Here is a 21,718-nt window from a genome sequence, read left to right as displayed (position 1 = left end):
CACGCGGCAGGAGACGAGGCACATGACACGACAACGACAACGGGGACGCGGCCGCCTCTTATCGGTACTGGGCGCGACGCTGGTGACCCTCGGCGGCGTGGCCGTACCGACCGGCGCCACCGCGCCCGACCCTCCCCGATGGGCCGAGGAACTGGCCGAACCGCAAGGGACTCCCGGTGCGGTCCCGTGGCGGGACTCCACCTCGGTCCCGCTCTCGAAGAGCGCACCCTCCGCCCCGCAGCCCGCCGCCTTCCCACCGGCCCGCGGCTGGGACGTGGTGCTGGGCGCGAAGGGCGAGGCGACTCAGGACGTGCCGGTCGCCGTCAAGGGCGGCGCGCGGAGCACGGACGGCGGGCTGATGCGCGTCGAGGTGCTCGACCGTACGGCGGCGCGGAACGCGGGGGTCTCCGGCTTCCTCTTCCGGATCTCCGAGGTCGACGCCGGTACGGCGGAGCAGCGCAAGGTGCTGACGCGCGCGGCGGGCCGGGAGGGGGTGCCCGCCGAGCTGTCGGTGGACTACGCCTCCTTCGCCGGTGCCTACGGCGCGGACTACGGCGCCCGGCTGCAGGTGGTCGCGCTGCCCGACTGCGCGCTGATCCGGCCGGTGCCGGCCGGATGCGACCCGGCCGGGGTGCGGCTGCCCTCCACGAACGATCTGGCGGGCAGGAAGCTGACCGTCACGGTGCCTGATCTGGCCGCTCTCGCCGCCGACGCGCGGGTGGACGCGGCGAGCCTCGGGCTGGAGGACAGGAGCGGCCCAGCCGCCGGTGACAGCGGCCCTGCTACCAGTGGCAGCGGCCCTGCCGCCGGTGACCGCGGCTCGGCGGTCTTCGCGGTGATGGCCGCCCCCGGCGGCGACCCTGGCACCTTCGCGGCCAGCAGCATGGGAGCGACGGGCTCCTGGAACGCCTCGCCAGGAGCGGGCAGCTTCACCTACTCCTACCCGTTCACGCTGCCCGCCCCCGGCGCGGGCACGGCCCCGGCGCTGGGCCTGGGCTACTCGTCGGCGTCCGTGGACGGCCTGACCGTGGCGACCAACCCGCAGGCCGGTCCCGTGGGGCTCGGGTGGGGCGACATCCCCGGCGGATTCGTCGAGCGCGGCTTCGAGCCCTGCTTCGCCTCGCAGAACCTCCGCCTGCGCACCGGCGACCTGTGCTGGAAGGGCGCCAACGCCACGCTCTCGCTCAACGGCGTGTCCGGCCGCCTGCTGCCGGTCAGCGGCTCGGACGGCGAGTACCGGCTGGAGAGCGATCCCGGCTGGAAGATCGAGCGGCTCTGGGACGCCACCGCCGCTCCCGGCACCGCCGTCCACCGCGGGGAGCACTGGAAGGTCACGGCGACGGACGGGACGGTCTACTTCTTCGGCTTCGGCCACATGCCTGGCCGATACACCGCGTCGGTGCTGGGTGTGACGGTGGTCGCCGACGATCCGGGCGAACCCTGCCGGGCGGCCGGGGACACCATCGGATCGTGCCGCCAGGGCTGGCGCTGGTATCTGGACCGCGTGATCGACCCCGACGGCAACGTGCAGTCGTACCTGTACCAGCCGGAGACGAACCACTACAAGCCGCTCAACGGCTACGGCAATCCGGCCAACTCCAAGTACGACCGAGGCGCCTGGCTCAAGGAGATCATCTACGGCGGACGCGGATGGGACGCGAACTCCTACTCGGCACGCGTGACCTTCGGGACGCAGTACCGCTGCGTCTACCTGCATCCCAACTGCCCGGAGCCGACCAAGGACCACGGCGGCTTCCTGGACGTGCCCACCGATCTCATCTGCGCCGCCTCCGACACGTGCACCACGTACTCGCCCGCGTTCTTCAGCGGAGTCCGCTACGCCCACGCCCTGGCGGAGGTGAAGGTGGGGACGGCGTGGAAGCCGGTCGTGCAGTACAACCTCATCCACCGCTTCCCCGACGGCACGGCGGGGGAGGCCAGGAAGCTGGAGCTGGCCGCGATCCAGCACGCGGGCGTCGCGTTCGGCGGGCTGATGGCCTACCCCGACACCACCTTCGGTTACCACACGCTGGACAACAGGGCCGACAACGCCGCCCACATCCCCACCGCGATGCGCCACAACCGCCTCGACGTGATCACGACGCCGTTCGGCGGCAGGACCACTGTCTCCTACGGGTTCAACCGCAAGTGCCCCAACCCGCAACCTCCGGCGCCGAGCCCGGGGCCGCACTGGGACAACCACACGATGGACTGCTTCCCGCAGGAGGTGTACGACGGCGGGACGGAGCGCACGGGCACCTATCACAAGTGGCTGGTGACGAAGGTCGAGGAGGATCCGGGCGACGGCGGGCCGAAGGCGACCACCTCCTACGCCTACGAGGGCGACCCCGCCTGGGCCTTCGACCACGGCTCCTTCGCGCGCAACCGGCAGTTGTGGGGCTGGTCGCAGTGGCGCGGCTACGGAAGCGTCCTGGTCACCCGCGGCGGGTCGAAGAGCCGCATCACCTCGTTCAGGGGCTGGGACGGCGACGCCCTGGCCGTCGACGACGGCAGCGGGAACATCGGGCCCAAGCACGGCGAGCGGAGGGTCGGCGTACGCGCCTCCGACGGCCGTCTCTTCACCGATCACCGCATCCTGGCCGGCCGGACGCTGGAGGAGTCCGGCCTCGGGGAGCAGGCGGGCCAGGTCCTGCAGTCGACGATCTACGGCTACGAGAGGCGCACGACCGTGGACGCGCCTCCCACCCACCTGTACGACGCGGAGTGGGCCGGGGTCACGGAGATCACCGAAAGGGTGGCGGCCGGACCGGGCGCCTTCCAGGAGCGGCGCAGCCGCATGTCCTACACCGGCGACGCCATGACGCCCCCGCAGCCCTCCAGGACGCTGGAGGAGGGCTGGCTGCACGTCACCGGCGACGAACGATGCTCGATCACGACCTACGCGGTCAACCGTGACCGGTGGATGTTCGCCTATCCGGCGTCGAACCGCATGCTCGCGGGAAACTGCGACTCCACCGAGGTGCTGTCCGCCTCCGAGACCCGCTACGACGGCTCGGCCACGACCGGAGAGCCGCCGACCCGGGGCAACCCGACCCGCCGGCGGACCATGATCGACGCCTCCACGTGGAGCGAGACGGCCACCGAGTTCGACGTCCTGGGCCGCCCCACGAAGGTCACCGCCCCCAGGGGAGCGGCCACGACCACTGCCTACACGGTCACCGCCGGAGCCCCGGCCGGCCAGATCCCGATCAGGACCACCGTGACCAACGCGCTGGGCCACACCACGATCACCGACCTGCACCCCGAGTTCGGGATCCCCAGCGCGACCCTCGACGCCAACAACAACAGGACGAGCTACACCTACGACGCCTTCGGCCGCACGACGGGCGTGCGCCTGCCCACCGAGCAGTGCACCACCTCACCGTGCGAGGACGCCTCACGCTCCTGGCAGTTCTCCTACGACGTCGCCACCCGGTCCGTGCGCTCCCGCCAGCGGGTGGGCGGCAGCCTCGACTCCGGCAAGGACGCCGTCCACCAGGACTCCTGGGCGGTCCACGACGGATTCTGGCGGCCGCGTCAGACCCAGGCACTCTCACCGGCCTCCGGCAAGGTACTGGTCGCCGAGACCACCTACGACAACCGCGGCAACGTCCGCGACGAGACCGTGGAGCAGGCCGTGACCGGCAGTCCGGGCACGTATCTCGCCGGGATCGGCTGGAAGAACGCCACCCGCCACCTGTACGACACCCTCGGCCGCGAGACCGAGGTGCAGTGGCTGCGTTCCGGCACCCCCGCACACTCCACCCGCAGCTCCTACGGGGTCGACACGGTCGAGGTGACCGGCCCCGAGGGCAGCCGGGTGCGCCAGCGGGTCGACGGCCTCGGCCGCACCGTCGAGGTGGCCGAGCACGACGGGCAGGGCTGGGCCACCGCCGGATACGCCTTCGACCTGGCCGACCGGCTGCGGACCGTCACCGACCCCGAGGGCAACCGCATCCGCTACGAGTACAACCTCGCCGGATGGCGCACCTCTCAGACCGACCCCGACCGCGGGAGCGCCACCTTCGGCTACGACCTGGCCGGCAACCTGACCAGGGCGACCGACGGCTCGGGCGCGACCATCGAGACCGCCTACGACGCCCTGGGCCGGCGCATCGAGCGCAGGTCGGGCTCCAGGGTGCTGGCGTCGTGGACCTACGACGGCGCCACGCTGGGCAAGGGGCTGCCCCACACCAGCGTCAGCACCAGCGCCGAGGGCGCGTGGACGACCCAGGTGACCGGCTACGACAAGCGGTCGCGGGCCCTGGGCGGGCGGCTGACGGTGCCCTCCGGCCTGCCGGGCCTGACCGGCACGTACGAGACCTCCCAGACCTACGACCGGGCCGACCGCGTCACCTCGGTCACCCACCCCGCCGTGGGCGGGCTGGCCGGGGAGACCGTCACCACCGCCTACACCAGCCTTGGCCTGGCCACGAGCATGAAGGGATTGCAGACCTACGTGCGCCAGACCAACTACGACGATCGCGGCCGCCGCAGCGCGGCAGCGTTCGGCAGCAAGCAGGTCCTGCAGGGCTGGATGCTGAAGAGCTGGGCCTACGACCCCCTGGACCAGCGGCTGGCCTCCACCGAGGTGCTGGTCGAGAACGGCGGCGCCTACCGGCAGACCGCCCGCCACGAGCTGACCTACGACGCCGAGGGCACCGTCGTCGAGCGCGCCGGCACGCTCAACGGGGCCCAGCGCCGCGAGTGCTACGACCACGACCCACGGGGCAGGCTCGTCGAGGCCTACACCGTGGCCAGGACCGCGACGTGCGCCGACGGCACGCCCGGCACCGGGGACCAGCCCTACTCCCACAGCTACCGCTTCAGCCCGGCCGGCCGGATGACCGAGCGCGTCGAGCAGGGGACACGGACCGCCTACGCCTACCCGCCGTCCGGCGGAGCCCGGCCGCACGCTCCAACGTCGGCCGGCGGCACGTCCTACCAGTGGGACGACAGGGGCAACCTCGCCTCCCGTTCGACCGGCGGGCGGACCGAGACCTTCTCCTGGGACGTGCAAGGCCTGCTGACCTCGGTCAGCGGGGGAGGCGGCAGCACCAGCTTCGCCTACGGCGCCTCAGGGCAGCGCCTGCTGCGCCGTACGAGCACGGGCAGCACGCTCTACCTGCCCGGACACGAGGTGACGGCCTCCGCCGACGGCGGCACGGTCAGCGCCGTGCGCTCCTACACCTTCGACGGGGAACTCGTCGCCACCCGCGGCCCCGGCGGCGTCGACTTCGTCACCGGCGACCCGGCGGGATCCGTGGAAGCGGCCATCCCCGACGGCGGCGCGCCCACCGCCACCAGGGCCTACGACCCTTACGGCGGCGTTCGCGCCCAGACCGGCGACCTCGCCACGGACCAGGGCTTCCTCGGCCAGATCGAAGACGCCACCACCAGCCTGTCGTACCTCAACGCCCGCTACTACGACACGGCGAGCGCGATCTTCATCTCCACCGACCCGCTCTACTCCACCACCACGCCGGCGAGCCTCAACCCGTACGGCTACAGCACGGGCGACCCCGTCAGCTTCTCCGACGCCAGCGGGCTCACCCCGAGCTACAGCTACGGCCTGGAGCAGCAGAACGCCGCCCTGCGCCACCAGAACCAGCAGCTCACCGGGTACGTGACCCAGCTGCTCGGCCACATCGACGGCCTGCAGAGGATCATCCGCGACCAGGACAGGGCGATCAACAACCTGCTCACCCACATCTCCGCGCTGCACAGCTTCATCCGGCAGCAGGAGACGATCATCCGCCACCTGTCGGCCCGCGTGGCCCAGCTCCAGGCGCAGGTCGCCTACTGGAAGGGGCGGGCGCAGTACTGGTACGGCAGGGCGGTGCACTGGAGAAGCCAGGCCTACTACTGGCAGGGCAGGTACAACTACCTGCGCTTCCAGGTCGTCGAGCCGACGTTCCGCCGCATCTACGGGTCGGGCGCCGACGCCCAGCTCGCGGCGGTCGACGCCATGACGTGGACGGCGGCCTCCCTGCCGTGCTTCTGCACGCGCGACCGGCCCAACCCGCTGCGCAACCACTTCAACGAGGACCCGCCGCGCCGCGAGCCGCTGGGGCCACCGGTGCGGTGGATACCGGGCGGCTACATCATGGGCCCGCCTCCTGGGACGCTGGACAACCAGTTCAACGTCGACACCTTCCCGACGGGGCTGGGCACTCGTTACGAGCGGGTCCCGCCCAACCTGTGGAGGTTCGAGCCCAACCGGACGCTGATCGACGCCGAGACCGCGTGTGACCTGGTCGACATCTCGGGCGTCGCCGACGGTGCGAAGCAGATCGCGACCAGAGGAAAGGGGAACCCGTGGGTGACCGGCAGCATGATCGCCGCCACCGTGGCCTGCAAGTTCGCCGGGCACTGAGCCCTTCAGCGTTCCTTCAGCGCCGCTGCCTACGGTGACGCCAGACCCGAAGGAGAGCAGATGAGCACCGATGCAGCCAAGCGCTTGATGATCGCGGCCCTCGTGACGCCCGCCATCCTGATCACGGCCTGCTCGAGCCTCGGCTCGCAGCCGACCGCCGCGGAGCCCGGGATGACCTTCACCGTCAGCCCGTCCAACGCCGTGACCCGGCCGGGCGTGGTCTGGTGTCCCAACCCCAACCACTGGGGCGACTGCCTCTGATTCACGGGCAGGCCAGGGCCAGCGCGGCATCCGCAGTGAGGCGGGTGCCGCGCTGGAAGGCCGCGCCGTACAGCTCGCGTCCGAGCGCCCGGCGGCAGCGCTCCTCGACGGGGTCGCGCACCAGCCCGCTCCACACCGTGCCCTTGGCGCCGAAGTCAGCTCGTACGGCACCGGCCGCGCCCAGCAGCCGGGCAGCCACCTCGAACCGCTCCAGCTCGCCGTGGATGGCCGCGGCGATGTCGAGATCGTGGGCGATGGCCCAGTGCTGGCCGATCTGGGCGTGGATCGCGAAACCCTCCTTCAGCAGGGGGCCGGCCTCCACCGGGCGGGCCTGGCGGTGCCGTACCCAGGCCAGCAGGGTCGTGGCTCTGGCCAGGTACTCCCTGCTGTCGGCCCGCCGGAGGACCGCGGTGGCGTCCTCCAGTAGACCGGCGGCCTGGTCCAGGCCTCCTGACACGGTCAGCACCTCGGCGGCGACCAGCCGCGCCTCGGCCGCCCCGCCCTCGTCGCCCGCCCGCAGGAAGGCGGCGGCCGCGGCGTGGGCCGTCTCCTGGGCCTGCTCCACCTCGCCGCCGGCCATCCGGTTGTAGGCCACGCTGAGCAGGCAGCGCCCCACCGCGTAGGGGTGGCCCAGCTCCTCGGCGAGCGCGAGAGCCCTGTCGGCGGTGTCGACGGCGGTGGCGATGTCGCCCTGCTCGTGGGCGATGTCGGAGATCTGCTGGAGGGCGCGCACCCGGCCGAGGGGCTCCTGGGCGCCGGCCAGCGCCTGCCTGGCCAGGCTCATCGCCTCCTCGTGGGAGGTGTACGACGCGATCACGGCCGCCGACAGCAGCGTGGGCAGCCGGGCGGGCTCGGGTTCGCCGGCGGTGGCGGCCAGGACCCGGCGGTACCAGTGCAGCCCTTCGCGTGGCGTGTTCATCCACCACCACCACAACTCCGCGGCCAGGGCCAGCGCGGATCCGGCGGAGGCCGCCGCCGCCCATTCCAGCGCCGCGTACAGGTTCTCGCGCTCGATGTCGAGCCGCCGCCGCCAGTGCTGGCGTTGCTCGCCCCGGCGCTCGCCCGCCGCCCTGCGGGCCAGGTCCAGGAAGTAGGTGGCGTGCCTGGCCCGGACCTGCGCGACCTCTCCGGCGGCGGCGAGGAGCTGCTCGGCGTACTGCCGCACGGGCTCCAGGAGGCGGAAACGGGTCTGCTCGCCGGTCAGGTCGACGGCGATGAGCGAACGGTCGGCCAGATTGTGGATCATGTCGAGCGGCGCCTCGGTCTCCTCGGCCATCCACGATTCGGCTGCCTCGAGCGTGAACCCGCCCGCGAAGACCGAGAGGGCGCGGAAGAAGCGCAGCTCGTCGGGGGTGAGCAGTTCGCAGCTCAGGTCGAGGGCCGCGCGCAGTGAGCGGTGGCGCTGCGCGGCGGTTCCCGGCCGGGCCGCCAGCAGGCTCAGCTGGTCGCTGAGGCGGGTGGCCAGCTCGCGGACGGTGAGCACGCTGAGCCGTGAAGCGGCAAGCTCGACGGCGAGCGGCAGCCCGTCCACGCCGCGGCACACTCTCACGATGGCCTCGGCGTTGCTCTCCGACAGCCGGAACTCGGGCTGGACCGCCCTGGCCCGCGCGAGGAGCAGCTCGACGGCCTCGGCGCGGGAGATCTCCTCCAGCCCGGTCGATCCGGCGTCGGGGCAGGGCAGCGGATCCAGGCGGTAGACGGCCTCGCCGTCGACGCCCAGCGGCTGGCGGCTGGTGGCGATGATCCGCAGCAGCGGGCGATCGTCGATGAGCTGTCTGGCCAGCTCGCCGCAGGCGGGGCCGAGGTGCTCGCAGGTGTCGAGGATCAGCAGGGCGCGCTTGCCGGCCAGCCACTCGCGGATCTGGGCGATAGGGGCGCGCCGGTGGGTCGCCGTCAGGCCGAGCGCGGTCACCATGGTCTGCGCCAGCAGGTCGGGGGAGGTGAGCGCGTCGAGTTCGACCAGCCGGCGGCCGTCCGGGTAGCGGCCTTCCGACTCCAGGGCCAGCTGGGCGGCCAGCCGGGTCTTGCCGACTCCCGGCGCGCCGACCAGGGTGACCAGCGGGGTGTGCTCCAGGAGCTCGGCGACGGCGCCCAGGTCGGCCCGGCGGCCGACGAAGCGGCTGCGCAGGCCCGCGGCCGGCGCGGAGGACTGGACGGCGTACGGCGCGGCGGACGGCCAGGCGGGACCCGGGACTGCGGTGCCCGTGGCGGCGGGGCCCAGGACGGCAGGGCCCAGGACAGCGGAGCTCGACGGGGCAGGGTGGTCGTCGGCGAGCACCAAGGCGTGCAGCTCGCGCAGCTGGGGACCGGGTTCGAGGCCCATCTCCCCGATCAGCCTGCGGCGCGTGTCGCGGTAGACCTCCAGCGCCTCGGAGCGGCGCAGGAGCCGGTGCAGGCCGGTCATCAGCTGGGCGGCGAAGCGTTCGTCGAAAGGGTGGTCGCGCACGAGCTCCCGTAACTCGGCCACGATCGCACCGTGGCGGCCCAGCGCGAGGTCGGCGTCGATGCGCTCGGACAGGACGGCCAGCCTGGCCTCCTCCATGCGCGTGCCCGCCCCCTGCCTGATCGGGGAGTCGGGCAGGTTGGCCAGGGCGGTTCCCCGCCACAGCTCCAGTGCCTGGCGGAACAGGCCCGCCGCCACGTCGTGACGCGCGTCGCGGCCCGCGTGGCGGCCCTGGGCCGACAACGTCTCGAACCGCTTCCAGTCGATGCCGTCGGGGTCGATGTCCAGGCGGTAGCCGGGCGACTGGCGGGTCAGGCGCACCTCGGCGGCCACGCCGGCGAGGTGGCGGCGCAGGGCGGAGACGTAGACCTGCACAGTGTTGCGCGCGGTGGGCGGGGCCGACTCGCCCCACAGATCCGCGATGAGCTGGTCGACGGTGACGACGTGGTTGGCGCGCACCGCCAGCGCCGCCAGCACGGCCCGGGCCCTGGGGCTGCCGAGGTCGATGTCACGGTCATGCGCGCGCAGCTGGACGGGCCCCAGTAGTCGCAGCTCGACGTGATGCACCATCCGCCCTTCGGGATCTCCTCCGCCCAGGATGGTACAGATCACCAGAGGCGTCGAGGGCCCCTGCGAGCCCGCGCAGGCGGCCGTGTGAAACAGGCGCTCTGTGCACTTTTCCGTGGTCGCCCGGCCCCAGCGGTCCGAGACTGTGCGCGTCGAGCGAGGAGTGCTCATGGCGATCATCGACGTCAACGGCGCGAGCCTGCACTACGAGATCCAGGGTTTCGGCCCCCCGCTGCTGCTCGTCATGGGCGCCTCGGGCGACGGCGGTCACTTCGCGCCGATGGCGCGCCTGCTGGCCGAGGAGTTCACCGTCGTCTCCTACGACCGCCGCGGCAACGGCCGCAGCCCGCGGCCGAAGGGCTGGACGACCACCACGCCGCAGGAGCAGGCCGCCGACGCCGCCGCGCTGGTGCGCGCGCTCGGGCTGGGGCCGGTGGCGGTGTTCGGCACCAGCAGCGGCGCCACGTTCGCGTTGTGCCTGCTGGTGGACCATCCCGGGGTGGTGCGCGGCTGCATCCTGCACGAGCCGGTGATCGCGCCCCTCTACGACGACCCGTCGGCGGCCGGGGCCGCCGCCGCGCTGGCGGCCCGCACCCTGGAGGAGGGCGGCGGCGCCGCACTGCTGATGGAGCGGTTCTGGCGCATGGTGGCCGGAGACGAGGGCTGGGAGGCCCTCGATCCCGGGCTGCGCGCACGCATGCGGGACACCGCGGCCACCTTCGCCGAGGTCGAGCTGGGCACGTTCGAGGACTACCTGCCCGACGACAGCGCGCTGGCCAGGATCGCCGTGCCGGTCCGGCTCCTCGTCAGCCAGGACGGCAGGGCGCCCCAGCAGCAGGCCGCCCGCCGCCTGGCCCGCCGCCTGGGCACCACGGTGAAGCAGGTGCCGGGCAGCCACGCCCCGTACGCCGACCATCCGCGGCAGACCGCCGCCGCCGTCGCGGCCCTGGCGCGCCAGTTTCCCGGAGCTCCGGTATGAGATCACTCAGGACCCTGACACCCGCCTTCCTTCTCGCCTTCGCCTTCGTGCACCCCGCCGCCCACGCGAGCGCGGCCGTGCCCGGCATCGAGGTCGTGACCGCGACCGGCCCCGCCGACTCCAGCGCGTCCAAGACCGTGCAGGCACTGTGCCCGCCGGGCAAGCGCGTGGTCGGCGCGGGTGGTGCGGCAGGCGCCTTCTTCACCGGCGTCATCCTCACCGAGGTCACCATCGACCCCGCGCTGACCTCCGTCACCGTCACCGGCCACGAGGACTCCTCCGGCACCTCCCAGCAGTGGCCGGTCGTGGCGTACGCGGTGTGCGCCGAGCCGCTTCCCGGCCTGCAGCTGGTCACCGTGACCGGGCTGTACGACTCCACCAAGCGCAAGACCGTGAGCGCGTTCTGCCCGCCGGGCACGCAGGTGCTCGGCGTCGGCGGGCGCGTGGACGGCGCGGCGGGCGAGGTCGTGCTGGCCTCCGCCTGGGTCAGGGCCGCGATGCCCGGCACCAGCGCGGCCTCCGCCCACGTCACGGGCGCCGAGAACGGCGACGGCACCGACCGGGCCTACGGCGTGCGCGTCCACGCCGTCTGCGCGGACCCGCTCCCCGGTTACCAGGTGCTGAGCCACACGACGCAGCCGGGCTCACCGCCGCTCCAGCCATTCCAGACCCCCGCGTGCCCGGCCGGCCAGCGGGTGCTCGGCGTCGGCGGGCGGACGACGGCGACCCTGCCGTACGCCCAGGTGGTCCTGAACGTACTGGTGCCGTCGGCCCGTTCCGTCTCGGTGTTCGCCATGGAGGACAGCGACGGCACGCAGGAGTCGTGGAGCACGCAGGCCCAGGCGGTCTGCGCGGACGAATGACCCGTTACGGCCGGTAGGAGGCCGCGACCTCGTGGGCGAGCGCCCGCAGCTCCGGGTCGAGCGTGTCGAGGCGCTCGTCGAGGTCGTCGGCGAAGCTCAACCGCTCGATCGAGCGGTCGTACGGCAGGGCGGTCGGCATCCACGCTGAGTGGATCATGAAGGGGATCACGGTTCCCGGCGGGGGAGCCAGGACCGCGATCGGGCCGCGCGACACGTCGGCCGCGTCGAACAGCTCGACGCGGAAGCGCGCGTCGTTGTGCACGATGACGGCAAGGTAGCCGTCGTGCCCGCCGGGTTCGGCCCCGCCGTACCTGGTCCTGCCCTGACCGCGCGGGACGAAGGTCGGTGAGGTGGGGTAGTCGTCCAGGGACCAGGTCCACTCGGCGAGCGGCTTGAGCGTGTCGCGCTCCAGGGTGACCAGCGTCGAGGGTGTCTCCTCGGCGGGGAAGAGCGAGGGGTCGACGCGGTCGCCGTAGTTGCGCAGCAGCCGCCCGCTGATCGCCTCGGGGTGGAATCCCTGGAAGACCAGGTGGTGCCGGGTCGGGGCGAGCTGTCCCTCGAACGACCAGTCGATCGCCGACAGTTCGGCCTGCCAGTAGCGCCGTGGATCGTGCAGCCGTGCCAGGTCGGTGATCCGCCCGGAGTCCGGGTCGATCTCCAGCAGCGTCACGACGGCGGGGCTCGCGCCGTGGCAGTACATGCCGCGCAGCGCCGGGTCGACGGGCCGGCCGAAGACGTCGACGTCGTCCTCGCGCAGGTAGAGCCCGATGTCGACGCCGGGCGTGTGCTCCATGACCACCCGGATGCCGCCGGAGTCGTCGTAGGCGGCGTAGAAGTGGTTGACCTCGGGCGCCAGGCGCAGGACCCGGCCGGGTACGGCGGAGCCGCCCGGCGCCGCTTCCAGGTGGTCCTTGCGCACCAGGACGAGCGGCCCGTCCGGGTTGTTGGCGACGCGGCGGTCGCCCGAGCCGAGCACCTCGTCGAGGTCGACCTTGTAGGCGGTGTCGGCCAGGACCAGCCAGTCGCGGGTCTGCGTGATCGTGTGCGTGGCCTGCGGGAAGGTGACCCCGGCCACGGGCCACCTGCTGACGTGTCTGCCGTCGCCGTCGTAGCGCACCACGGAGATCGCGCCGGTGACCGGGTCGCGGGTGACCGACCACAGGCAGTGGCGTTCCGGGTCGATGACCGGGTGCGCGGTGGTCAGGATCGAGGGCAGCGCCGGGGCGTCCAGCACCGGCGCCCAGTCGTCGCGGTGCCCCACCTCGGCCACGAAGGCGAGGGTGGCCGGGTCCACCTCGACCGGGCGGCCGGCGTCCCACGTGGCGAAGAGCCGGTCACCCCAGGGAAGCGGAGCGGTGTTGGCCGCGTTGACTCCTCCGAAGGGCGAATGGGTCCCCACCGGTCCGGCGCGGAACAGGTCGGGCCGCCCGCGGCGCAGCCGGACGGACGGCGAGTCGATCACCCGGGGCGTCCAGGAGAATCCCCCGCCGGGACCGGGCCCGAGCGACAGCCGCACCATGACGCCGTCGCCGAAGAAGGCGTGCAGCGGGTGGGTGCGCTGGTCCGAGGTGCTGATGAGCAGGTGACCGCGGATGTCGTGCGGCCACGTTCCGCCGACGACGGTGAGCTCGAGGTCGGGCAGGTCGCCCTTGGTGAGGATCGAGCGGGGGATGGGCACGTCGGTCTCCCTGCGCGGGCGGCTGTGGAAACGACGTTACTGCGTGAGGAACAGCACGGGAAGGCTGCGGAATTGACTCTTGCACGGGGCAATGATTTTGCTACGGTGGGTCGGGGTGCCGGGAAGTCTGGTCGGCAACGTGCCGCGACGACGGAGAGAGGCTGATCCATGGCGACCTCGCGCAGGCGCGCCGGGACACGGTCGCAGCTCGTGCTGCGTGGCCTGCCGTTCGCGGCCATGGCTCTGGTCGCCGTGGCCGACCTCGTCGCCGGGCCCTCGCTCGCGTTCCTCTCGCTGCTCACCCTGGGCCCCACCTTCGCGTCGGTCTCCGGCAGCGTGCGCCGCACCGCGGCGGTCGGCGTGCTCGCCCTGGTCATCTGCATCCCGCTGTCCGCCTACAGCGGCACCCTGCTGACGTGGCAGAACAACCTCACGCTCGCCACCCTCATCAGCGTCACCGGGGCCAGCATGCTCGCCGCCCACCTGCGCCTGCGGCGCGAACGGGAGCTGGCCAACGTCCGGCTGGTGGCCGAGGCCGCGCAACGGGTGCTGCTGAGGCCGGTGCCGCGCCGGGCCGGTGACGTGCACCTGGCGCTGTCGTACACCTCGGCCGCCGCCGAGGCGCACATCGGCGGCGATCTCTACGAGGTGGTCACCACGCCGATGGGCGTGCGCCTGATCGTCGGCGACGTGCAGGGCAAGGGCCTGGGCGCGGTCGAGACCGCGGCCTGGGTGCTCGGCGCCTTCCGCGAAGCGGCCTACGACCAGCCCGACCTCGTCTGCGTGGCGCAGCGCGTGGAGGCCACCCTCACCCGCCATCTGGGCGCGGAATCGTTCGTGACGGCCATCCTGGCCGAGATCGGCGACGGCGAGCTCACCCTGCTCAACTGCGGGCACCCCGCCCCGCTCATGCTCAGGCGCGACGGCCACATCGAGCTGATCACCCCGCCGGAGGAGAGCCTGCCGCTCGGCCTCTCGGCGATGACCTCGGCCACCCCCAAGACCTACAGCTGCACCTTCGGCGAGCAGGACCAGATCCTCTTCTACACCGACGGAGTGATCGAGACCCGCGACCCGGACGGGGCGTTCTACCCGCTCATCGACCGGGCCGAGCTGCTCAACGAGGGCGATCCCCAGCAGGCGCTCGACGCCCTGCGCGAAGACCTGATCGATTTCGCCGGCGGCCCGCTGGCCGACGACGCGGCCATGCTGCTCCTGCGACGGCACGGCTACTGAGGAATCCCCATGGACGAATTCACCGTCGACCTCGATCGACACGGCGACATCGTCGTCATCCGCCTGAACGGCGAACTCGACCTGCGCACCGCCCCGACCCTGCGCGACTGCCTGGCCGTGGCGCTGTCGGAGCTCGACGCCCCGACCGTGGTCGTCGACGCCTCCCAGCTCACCTTCTGCGACTCCAGCGGCGTCTCGGTGCTGCTGAGCGGCTACGGACTGGCCAGGGCGGCCGGGGGACACCTGGCGCTCAGCTGCGTCGGCGGGCGGCTGACCAGGGTCCTGGAGGTCACCGGGCTGATCTCGCACTTCCAGATCTTCCCCACCACGCACGAGGCCCTGGCCGAGCTGAGGTGAACGACAACGGCCACACGCGAGGGCTCGACCCGGTGAGCTCGGCGGTGCTGACCGGCTCGCGGGTCCTGGTCGGCATCGCCGTACGCTCGTTGTCGGCCGTCGAGCACCGGGTGACGCTCCCGCAGCTGCGCATGCTCGTCGTCCTGTCGGCGCGCGGCGAGACCAAGCTGGTCACCATGGCCGAGCAGCTGGCCGTCAACTCCTCCACGGCCATGCGCATGGCCGACCGGCTCGCCGGGGCCGGGCTGATCGTCCGTACGGTGAACCCGGGCAACCGGCGCGAGACGCTGATGCGGCTCACCCCCGAAGGCCAGGACGTGGTCGACCGGGTCAACGCCCACCGCCGCGAGGAGATCCACACGATCGTCTCCCGGATGGCGCCCGAGCACCGGGAGGCGCTGATCGACGCGATGGCCGCCTTCAACGAGGCGGCAGGCGAACCGCCCGCCGACGGCACCGGCCCGGTCGGCTGGCCGTAACCTCCTGCACTAGTGCACAGCACGCCGTTTCTCCTTATGGAAAGGGCATCCGGTGCCCTCGTGCGTACGGTGTCCACATGAGATACCTGGAAGGCGCGTTCGCCCCCGTCACCGAAGAGATCACCGCGTTCGACCTGCCCGTCACGGGCCGCATACCCGCCGAGCTCAACGGCCGCTACCTGCGCAACGGGCCCAACGCGCTGGGCCTGGAGGACCCGGCCGTGCACATCTGGGGCATGGGCCAGGGCATGGTGCACGGCGTACGGCTGCGCGAGGGCCGGGCCGAGTGGTACCGCAACCGCTTCGTGCGCACCCCCGGCTTCGCGCCCATGGTGAACGTGATCGAGCACGCCCGCCGTACCTTCGCCCTGGCCGAAGGCGGCCTGCCCCCCGCCGAGCTGGACGACGAGCTGAACACCGTGGGCCCGTGCGCGCTGGGCGGCACCGCCGAGGGCTTCACGGCGGGCGCGCACTCCAAGCACGACCCCCGCACCGGGGAGCTGCACTCGCTGTCGTACATGGTCGGCCGCGACCTCGTGCAGCACATCGTCACCGACGCCGGGGGTCAGGTCGTGCGCACCACCTCCATCCCCATGACGCGCACGCCCTTCATGCACGACTTCGCGCTCACCGAGAACCATGTGGTGGTGTGGGACACGCCGCTCGGCTTCGACGGGTTCGAGTGCCGGTGGCTGCCGGAGCACCCGACCCGGGTGGGCGTCATGCCGCGGGCCGGTGGCCCGGTGCGCTGGCAGGAGATCGGGCCGGTGCACGTCAGCCACACGCTCAACGCCTACGACGACGGCGACACGGTCGTGGTCGACCTGATCACCGCCGAGGGTCCGTTCGACCCCGCCGACCCGGGCGCCATCAGGCCGGTGCTTGACCGCTGGACGATCGGCCCCGACCGGGTCCACCAGCGGCGCATCGACGACCGGCCCCAGGACTTCCCGAGGGTGAACGAGGCGCGCCTCACCCGGCCTCATCGCTACGGCTACTCGGCGGCGACCGCGCTCTACGGCATCCCGTTCGCCCCCGAGGGCCCGCCCCCGGACGACGCCTTCGTCAACGCGCTGGTCAAGCACGACCTGGAGCGCGGGACGGCCGAGGTGCACGCCTTCGGCCGCGACGAGGCGGCGGGCGAGGCCGTCTTCGCCGCCACCGGCGAGGGCGAGGACGAGGGCTTCCTGCTCACCTACGTGCACAACCCCTCGCGCGGAGCCGGCGACCTGGTGATCCTCTCGGCGCAGGACTTCACCGGCGAGCCCGTCGCCCGCGTCCACCTGCCCGGCAGGGTGCCGCTCGGCCTGCACGGCAACTGGCTGCCCGACAACTGAAGCGCGGCGGCACCGCCGGAGCTGGCAGCATGGGCCTCGTGAACGATCCGCAACCGCCGTACCTCCGGATCGTCGCCGACATCGAGCGGCGCATCGCCGAGGGCGAGCTGCGGCCGGGCGAGCCCGTCCCGACCACCAGGGCGATCATGCGCGAGTGGGGCGTGGCGATGGCGACGGCCAGCAAGGCCCTGGCCGCGCTCAAGCAGTCGGGCGCGATCGAGTCGACCTCCCGCGTCGGCGCGGTCGTCGCCTCCCGGCGGCTGCCCTCGCGCTCGGCCGGGGGCCTCGACCGCGACCGGGTCGTCCGCGTGGCCATGGCGATCGCCGACGCCGACGGCCTGGCGGGGCTGTCCATGCGCGCGGTGGCGACCGAGCTCGGCGTCGCCACCATGACCCTCTACCGCCACCTCGAGGCCAAGGCCGAGCTCACGCAGCTGATCGCCGACGCCGCCTTCGCCGAGATCGACTACCCGGAGCCGCCGCCGGGCTGGCGTTCCCACCTGCGGGTCGCGGCGCGCCTGCAGTGGACCGCCTACCAGCGCCACCCCTGGCTGCCGAGGCTGGTGTCCATCACCCGCCCGGCCGTCCTGCCAGGCCAGCTCGCCTACGGGGAGTGGACCCTGCGCGCGCTCGACGGCCTCGCGCTCGACCCGACCACCCGCATGCACGTCTACGCCGCCCTCGTGAACTACGTGCGCGGCACCGCGTTCACCATCGAGAGCGAGGCCGCCGCCGAACTCGACACGGGGATGACCAGCAAGCAGTGGGGCAGGGCCAGGCTCCCGGCCGACGGGCCGCTGATCGCCAGGATCGCGGGGGCCGAAGCGGAGCTCGACCTGGAATCGTTGTTCACCTTCGGGCTCGAACGCCTCCTCGACGGCCTCACCTTCGTGATCGCACCACGCGACAGGAACCGCTGACCTGGCGCTGAATCCGTACAAGCCACATCCGCCCCATTGCTAGCATCCGTGGATGACCAAGCGCCTCACCGCCGCGATGATCAGCCAGGCGGCCGAACGCCTGCGGCCCGTCGTCCGGCGCACCCCGCTGGAGCCCAACCAGCGGCTGTCCGACCTGCTCGGCACCGAGGTGCTGCTCAAGCGCGAAGACTCCCAGATCTGCCGCTCCTACAAGGTGCGGGGCGCGTTCAACCTGATCGCCTCGCTCACCGAGGCCGAGCAGCAGCGTGGCGTCGTCTGCGCCAGCGCGGGCAACCACGGCCAGGGCGTCGCCTTCGCCTGCGCGCGGCTGGGCATCGACGGGCGCGTCTACGTCCCGTCCACCACCCCGAGGCAGAAGCGCGAGCGCATCGCCGCGCTGGGCGGAGACCGCGTGCAGGTCGTCGTCGGCGGCGGCACCTACGACGAGGCCAGCACCGCCGCGCACGCCGACAGCGACCGCACCGGCGCCGTCTACGTGCACCCCTTCGACGACGTCCGGACCATGGCCGGCCAGGGCACGGTGGGCCTGGAGATCCTGGCCCAGTCGCAGGACCGCCCGCACACGGTCGTGCTGCCGGTCGGCGGCGGCGGCCTGATCGCGGGCGTCGCCCTCTGGCTGCGCGAACACTCGCCCGCCACCCGCATCATCGGCGCCGAGCCCGCCGGGGCGGCCAGCATGCGCGCCGCACTCGACCACGGCGGCCCCGTCGCCCTGCCCGAGATCGACAGCTTCGTCGACGGCGCCGCCGTCGGCCGGGTGGGGGAGTCCACCTTCCCGCTGGTCAAGGATCTGGTCGACGAGATCGTGGCGGTCGACGAGGGCGCGATCTGCACGGAGATGCTGGACCTGTACCAGAGCGACGGCATCATCGCCGAACCCGCCGGCGCGCTGGCCGGCGCCGCCGCCCGCGAGCTCATGCCGTACGGCTCGGCGGGCCCGGTGGTGTGCGTGGTGTCGGGAGGCAACAACGACGTCAGCCGCTACGGCGAGGTGCTGGAGCGCTCGCTGGTCCACATCGGGCTGCGCCACTACTTCCTGGTCACCTTCCCTCAGCGTCCCGGCGCCCTGCGCCACTTCCTCGACGAGGTGCTGGGCGAGGGCGAGGACATCATCGCCTTCGAATACGTCAAGAAGAACAACCGCGACACCGGCCCCGCCCTCGTCGGCATCGAGCTGGAGCGGGCAGGCGACCTGGAGAGCCTGCTGCACAGGATGAAGGCGAGCCCGCTCACGGTGGAGCGCATCCCGCCGGGCTCGCCGCTTTTCACGTTCCTCCTGTGACCTGGTGACATGCCGAGTTCAGGCCTGCGTCATTCACTTCCTTTAACTGTTCATGTTTTTGGATGTGTACGTTGGAGTCATGACCTCATCCCAGCCGGCGACCACCGCCGAGGAACTGCGTGGCGCCGGCCTGCGGGTGACGGCTGCTCGTGTCGCGCTGCTCGAGGCCGTCAGGAACGGTGACCACCTCGGCGTCGAGGCCCTCGCCTCAGGCGTGCGCGACCGGGTCGGCCATGTCTCCCTCCAAGCCGTGTACGAAGCCCTGCACGCCCTCACCGGCGCCGGGCTCGTCCGCCGAATTGAACCGCCGGGCAGTCCGGCCCTTTACGAAGGGCGCGTCGGCGACAACCACCACCACATCGTGTGCCGATCATGTGGTGTCGTCGCCGACGTCGACTGCGCGGTCGGTGAGGCGCCCTGCCTGACCGCGTCCGACGATCACGGTTTCGTGATCGACGAGGCAGAGGTCATCTACTGGGGCACATGCCTCACCTGTTCCACCGCCAGCTGATCCGGAAGGATTCCCATGACCGAGAACCACGACGCGAACGTCACTGGAACGGGCGGCTGCCCGGTAGCGCCCGACTCCGTGACCGCTCATGGTAGCGAGAGCGAGAACCCGGCGATCGACTCGCCGACCCCGCAGACCGGCGGGCGCCCGCGCACCAACCGCGACTGGTGGCCCAACCAGCTCGACCTCTCGGTGCTGCGCGCCCACTCCTCCAAGGGCAACCCCCTGGGCGAGGGCTTCAGCTACGCCAGGGAGCTCGAGAAGCTCGACGTCGAGGCGCTCAAGCAGGACATCATCCAGGTGCTCACCACCTCGCAGGACTGGTGGCCCGCCGACTTCGGCCACTACGGCGGCCTGATGATCCGGATGAGCTGGCACGCCGCGGGCACCTACCGCATCCACGACGGCCGCGGCGGAGCCGGCGACGGCGGCCAGCGGTTCGCGCCGCTCAACAGCTGGCCCGACAACGCCAACCTCGACAAGGCCCGCCGCCTGCTGTGGCCGGTCAAGCAGAAGTACGGCCAGCAGATCTCGTGGGCCGACCTGCTCGTGCTCGCCGGCAACGTCGCCCTGGAGTCGATGGGCTTCAAGACCTTCGGCTTCGGCTTCGGCCGCGAGGACGTCTGGGAGCCCGAGGAGATCTTCTGGGGTCCCGAGGACGCCTGGCTGGGCGACGAGCGCTACGTCACCGAGAGCACGATGTCGCCCAACGTCGGCGCGACCGAGATGGGCCTCATCTACGTCAACCCCGAGGGCCCGCGCGGCAACGCCGACCCGGCCGCGGCCGCCCACTTCATCCGCGAGACCTTCGCGCGGATGGCGATGAACGACGAGGAGACCGTCGCCCTCATCGCCGGCGGCCACACCTTCGGCAAGACCCACGGCGCCGGCATCGCCGACGACCACGTGGGCCGCGAGCCCGAAGGCGCGCCGCTGGAGGCGCAGGGCCTGGGCTGGCTGAGCAGCTTCGGCACCGGCAAGGGTGGCGACACGATCACCAGCGGCCTCGAGGTCACCTGGACCGACCGGCCCACCCAGTGGAGCAACCGCTTCTTCGAGATCCTCTTCGGCTACGAGTGGGAGCTCACCACGAGCCCCGGCGGGGCCAAGCAGTGGGTCGCCAAGGACGCCGAGGCCATCATCCCCGACCCCTTCGACCCGTCGAAGAAGCACCGCCCGACGATGCTGACGACCGACCTGTCGCTGCGCGTCGACCCGGAGTACCTCAAGATCTCCCGCCGCTTCCTGGAGAACCCCGACGAGTTCGCGCTGGCCTTCGCCAAGGCCTGGTACAAGCTGCTGCACCGCGACATGGGCCCGGTCAGCCGCTTCCGCGGCCCGTGGGTCGCCGAGCCGCAGCTGTGGCAGGACCCGGTGCCCGCGGTCGACCACGAGCTCGTGGGCGAGTCCGACATCGCCGCCCTGAAGGCGAAGGTCCTCGACTCCGGCCTCACCACCGCCCAGCTGGTCTCCACCGCCTGGGCGTCGGCCGCGACCTTCCGCTCCACCGACAAGCGCGGCGGAGCCAACGGCGCCCGGATCCGCCTGGAGCCGCAGCGCGGCTGGGAGGTCAACCAGCCCGGCCAGCTCGCGACCGTCCTGGGCGTGCTCGAGGGCATCCAGCGCGAGTTCAACGAGGCGGGCGGCGCGAAGATCTCGCTCGCCGACCTGATCGTCCTGGCCGGCTCCGCGGCCGTGGAGAAGGCGGCCCGCGAGGCCGGCGCCACGGTCACGGTGCCCTTCCGCCCCGGCCGCACCGACGCCACACAGGAGCAGACCGACGTCGACTCCTTCGCGGTCCTCGAGCCGCGGGCCGACGGCTTCCGCAACTACCTGCGGGCGGGCGAGAAGACCCAGCCGGAGGTGCTGCTCCTCGACCGCGCGTACATGCTCAACCTGACCCCGCCGGAGATGACCGTCCTCCTGGGCGGCCTGCGCTCCCTCGGGGCCAACGCCGGCGGCGCCGGGCACGGCGTCCTGACCGGGCAGCCGGGCGTGCTCACCAACGAGTTCTTCGTCAACCTGCTCTCCCCGGGCACCCGCTGGAAGGCGTCGGAGTCCGAGGAGCACGTGTACGAGATCCGCGACGTGGCCACCGACCAGGTGAAGTGGACCGCCACCGCGGTCGACCTCGTCTTCGGCTCCAACTCGCAGCTGCGCGCGCTCGCCGAGGTCTACGCCTCGCAGGACGCCCGCGACAAGTTCGTCGCCGACTTCGTCGCGGCCTGGACCAAGGTCATGGAGCTCGACCGCTTCGACCTGGCCTGATCCGCTCCTCCGTCCGGGGGGCCCCGGCGCGCCCCCCCCCCCCCGCGGGGGGGGCCGGGGGGGGCCCCCCCCCCGGGGGGCCCCCGGGCCCCCCCCCCCCCGGGGGGTACCGGCGCGGGGGGGCCGGGTCGCGCGGGCCA

Annotated in this window: 14 protein-coding genes; 12 read left to right on the top strand and 2 right to left on the bottom strand. The window is 72.5% G+C overall.

Going from position 1 to position 21,718, the window contains the following annotated elements; genetic code table 11:
• Positions 1–22 precede the first annotated feature (22 nt).
• Together ACIBH1_RS36735 and ACIBH1_RS36730 are read left to right on the top strand one after the other, a co-directional pair.
• Positions 23–6,376: an RHS repeat-associated core domain-containing protein gene (locus ACIBH1_RS36735; protein WP_397318639.1), complete on the top strand. Its 6,354-nt coding sequence runs from the start codon at positions 23–25 to the stop codon at positions 6,374–6,376.
• A gap of 60 nt (positions 6,377–6,436) precedes the next feature.
• Positions 6,437–6,637 carry a hypothetical protein gene (locus tag ACIBH1_RS36730; RefSeq protein ID WP_397318638.1) on the top strand — a complete coding sequence of 67 codons (201 nt, stop codon included), beginning with the start codon at positions 6,437–6,439 and terminating at the stop codon, positions 6,635–6,637.
• 1 nt (position 6,638) lies between these two features.
• Here ACIBH1_RS36730 and ACIBH1_RS36725 read toward each other — a convergent pair whose 3' ends face one another.
• Positions 6,639–9,650, bottom strand: coding sequence for an AfsR/SARP family transcriptional regulator (locus ACIBH1_RS36725; RefSeq protein ID WP_397318637.1), 3,012 nt, complete (start codon positions 9,648–9,650; stop codon positions 6,639–6,641).
• Positions 9,651–9,816: 166 nt separating this feature from the next.
• On the opposite strand from ACIBH1_RS36725, the gene ACIBH1_RS36720 reads away from it, so the two are divergent.
• Both ACIBH1_RS36720 and ACIBH1_RS36715 read left to right on the top strand, forming a co-directional pair.
• Positions 9,817–10,626 (top strand): alpha/beta fold hydrolase, encoded by an 810-nt coding sequence (locus ACIBH1_RS36720; protein WP_397318636.1) that lies wholly within the window; start codon positions 9,817–9,819, stop codon positions 10,624–10,626.
• The gene (locus ACIBH1_RS36715; RefSeq protein ID WP_397318635.1) at positions 10,623–11,489 is read left to right on the top strand and encodes a hypothetical protein; all 867 of its coding nucleotides are present in this window, start codon (positions 10,623–10,625) and stop codon (positions 11,487–11,489) included. The genes ACIBH1_RS36720 and ACIBH1_RS36715 overlap by 4 nt, the downstream gene beginning before the upstream one ends.
• Before the next feature lie 4 nt (positions 11,490–11,493).
• Here the strand turns inward: ACIBH1_RS36715 and ACIBH1_RS36710 are convergent, their stop codons facing one another.
• On the bottom strand, positions 11,494–13,167 hold the full coding sequence (locus tag ACIBH1_RS36710) for a carotenoid oxygenase family protein (protein ID WP_397318634.1): 1,674 nt from the start codon (positions 13,165–13,167) through the stop codon (positions 11,494–11,496).
• A gap of 168 nt (positions 13,168–13,335) precedes the next feature.
• On the opposite strand from ACIBH1_RS36710, the gene ACIBH1_RS36705 reads away from it, so the two are divergent.
• The 8 genes from ACIBH1_RS36705 (at position 13,336) to katG (ending at position 21,578) form a co-directional block, all read left to right on the top strand.
• Positions 13,336–14,403 carry a PP2C family protein-serine/threonine phosphatase gene (locus tag ACIBH1_RS36705; RefSeq protein ID WP_397318633.1) on the top strand — a complete coding sequence of 356 codons (1,068 nt, stop codon included), beginning with the start codon at positions 13,336–13,338 and terminating at the stop codon, positions 14,401–14,403.
• A 9-nt stretch (positions 14,404–14,412) separates the two neighbouring features.
• Positions 14,413–14,760 (top strand): STAS domain-containing protein, encoded by a 348-nt coding sequence (locus tag ACIBH1_RS36700; RefSeq protein ID WP_397318632.1) that lies wholly within the window; start codon positions 14,413–14,415, stop codon positions 14,758–14,760.
• Positions 14,757–15,239: a MarR family winged helix-turn-helix transcriptional regulator gene (locus ACIBH1_RS36695; protein WP_397318631.1), complete on the top strand. Its 483-nt coding sequence runs from the start codon at positions 14,757–14,759 to the stop codon at positions 15,237–15,239. The genes ACIBH1_RS36700 and ACIBH1_RS36695 overlap by 4 nt, the downstream gene beginning before the upstream one ends.
• 77 nt (positions 15,240–15,316) lie before the next feature.
• Positions 15,317–16,576 carry a carotenoid oxygenase family protein gene (locus tag ACIBH1_RS36690; RefSeq protein ID WP_397318630.1) on the top strand — a complete coding sequence of 420 codons (1,260 nt, stop codon included), beginning with the start codon at positions 15,317–15,319 and terminating at the stop codon, positions 16,574–16,576.
• A 38-nt stretch (positions 16,577–16,614) separates the two neighbouring features.
• Positions 16,615–17,496, top strand: a complete 882-nt coding sequence (locus ACIBH1_RS36685; protein ID WP_397318629.1) for a GntR family transcriptional regulator — start codon at positions 16,615–16,617, stop codon at positions 17,494–17,496.
• 52 nt (positions 17,497–17,548) lie between these two features.
• Positions 17,549–18,799, top strand: coding sequence for a threonine ammonia-lyase IlvA (ilvA, locus tag ACIBH1_RS36680; RefSeq protein ID WP_397318628.1), 1,251 nt, complete (start codon positions 17,549–17,551; stop codon positions 18,797–18,799).
• A gap of 79 nt (positions 18,800–18,878) precedes the next feature.
• A complete protein-coding gene (locus tag ACIBH1_RS36675) occupies positions 18,879–19,310 on the top strand; it encodes a Fur family transcriptional regulator (RefSeq protein WP_397318627.1) in 432 nt (143 codons plus the stop codon).
• A 15-nt stretch (positions 19,311–19,325) separates the two neighbouring features.
• The gene (katG, locus tag ACIBH1_RS36670) at positions 19,326–21,578 is read left to right on the top strand and encodes a catalase/peroxidase HPI (protein ID WP_397318626.1); all 2,253 of its coding nucleotides are present in this window, start codon (positions 19,326–19,328) and stop codon (positions 21,576–21,578) included.
• Positions 21,579–21,718 lie beyond the last annotated feature (140 nt).

This window comes from Nonomuraea sp. NPDC050663, assembly GCF_044456985.1.
Classification (GTDB): domain Bacteria; phylum Actinomycetota; class Actinomycetes; order Streptosporangiales; family Streptosporangiaceae; genus Nonomuraea.
The sequence above is the reverse complement of the archived record's forward strand: the minus strand, read 5'-3'. Positions and strand labels throughout refer to the sequence as shown.

What these genes read in the sequence shown, in the direction of transcription:
- ACIBH1_RS36735 (WP_397318639.1), top strand. Translation starts at nt 23, where the DNA reads ATGACACGACAACGACAACGGGGACGCGGCCGCCTCTTATCGGTACTG.
- ACIBH1_RS36730 (WP_397318638.1), top strand. Translation starts at nt 6,437, where the DNA reads ATGAGCACCGATGCAGCCAAGCGCTTGATGATCGCGGCCCTCGTGACG.
- ACIBH1_RS36725 (WP_397318637.1), bottom strand. Translation starts at nt 9,650, where the DNA reads ATGGTGCATCACGTCGAGCTGCGACTACTGGGGCCCGTCCAGCTGCGC.
- ACIBH1_RS36720 (WP_397318636.1), top strand. Translation starts at nt 9,817, where the DNA reads ATGGCGATCATCGACGTCAACGGCGCGAGCCTGCACTACGAGATCCAG.
- ACIBH1_RS36715 (WP_397318635.1), top strand. Translation starts at nt 10,623, where the DNA reads ATGAGATCACTCAGGACCCTGACACCCGCCTTCCTTCTCGCCTTCGCC.
- ACIBH1_RS36705 (WP_397318633.1), top strand. Translation starts at nt 13,336, where the DNA reads ATGGCGACCTCGCGCAGGCGCGCCGGGACACGGTCGCAGCTCGTGCTG.
- ACIBH1_RS36700 (WP_397318632.1), top strand. Translation starts at nt 14,413, where the DNA reads ATGGACGAATTCACCGTCGACCTCGATCGACACGGCGACATCGTCGTC.
- ACIBH1_RS36690 (WP_397318630.1), top strand. Translation starts at nt 15,317, where the DNA reads ATGAGATACCTGGAAGGCGCGTTCGCCCCCGTCACCGAAGAGATCACC.
- ilvA (WP_397318628.1), top strand. Translation starts at nt 17,549, where the DNA reads ATGACCAAGCGCCTCACCGCCGCGATGATCAGCCAGGCGGCCGAACGC.
- ACIBH1_RS36675 (WP_397318627.1), top strand. Translation starts at nt 18,879, where the DNA reads ATGACCTCATCCCAGCCGGCGACCACCGCCGAGGAACTGCGTGGCGCC.
- katG (WP_397318626.1), top strand. Translation starts at nt 19,326, where the DNA reads ATGACCGAGAACCACGACGCGAACGTCACTGGAACGGGCGGCTGCCCG.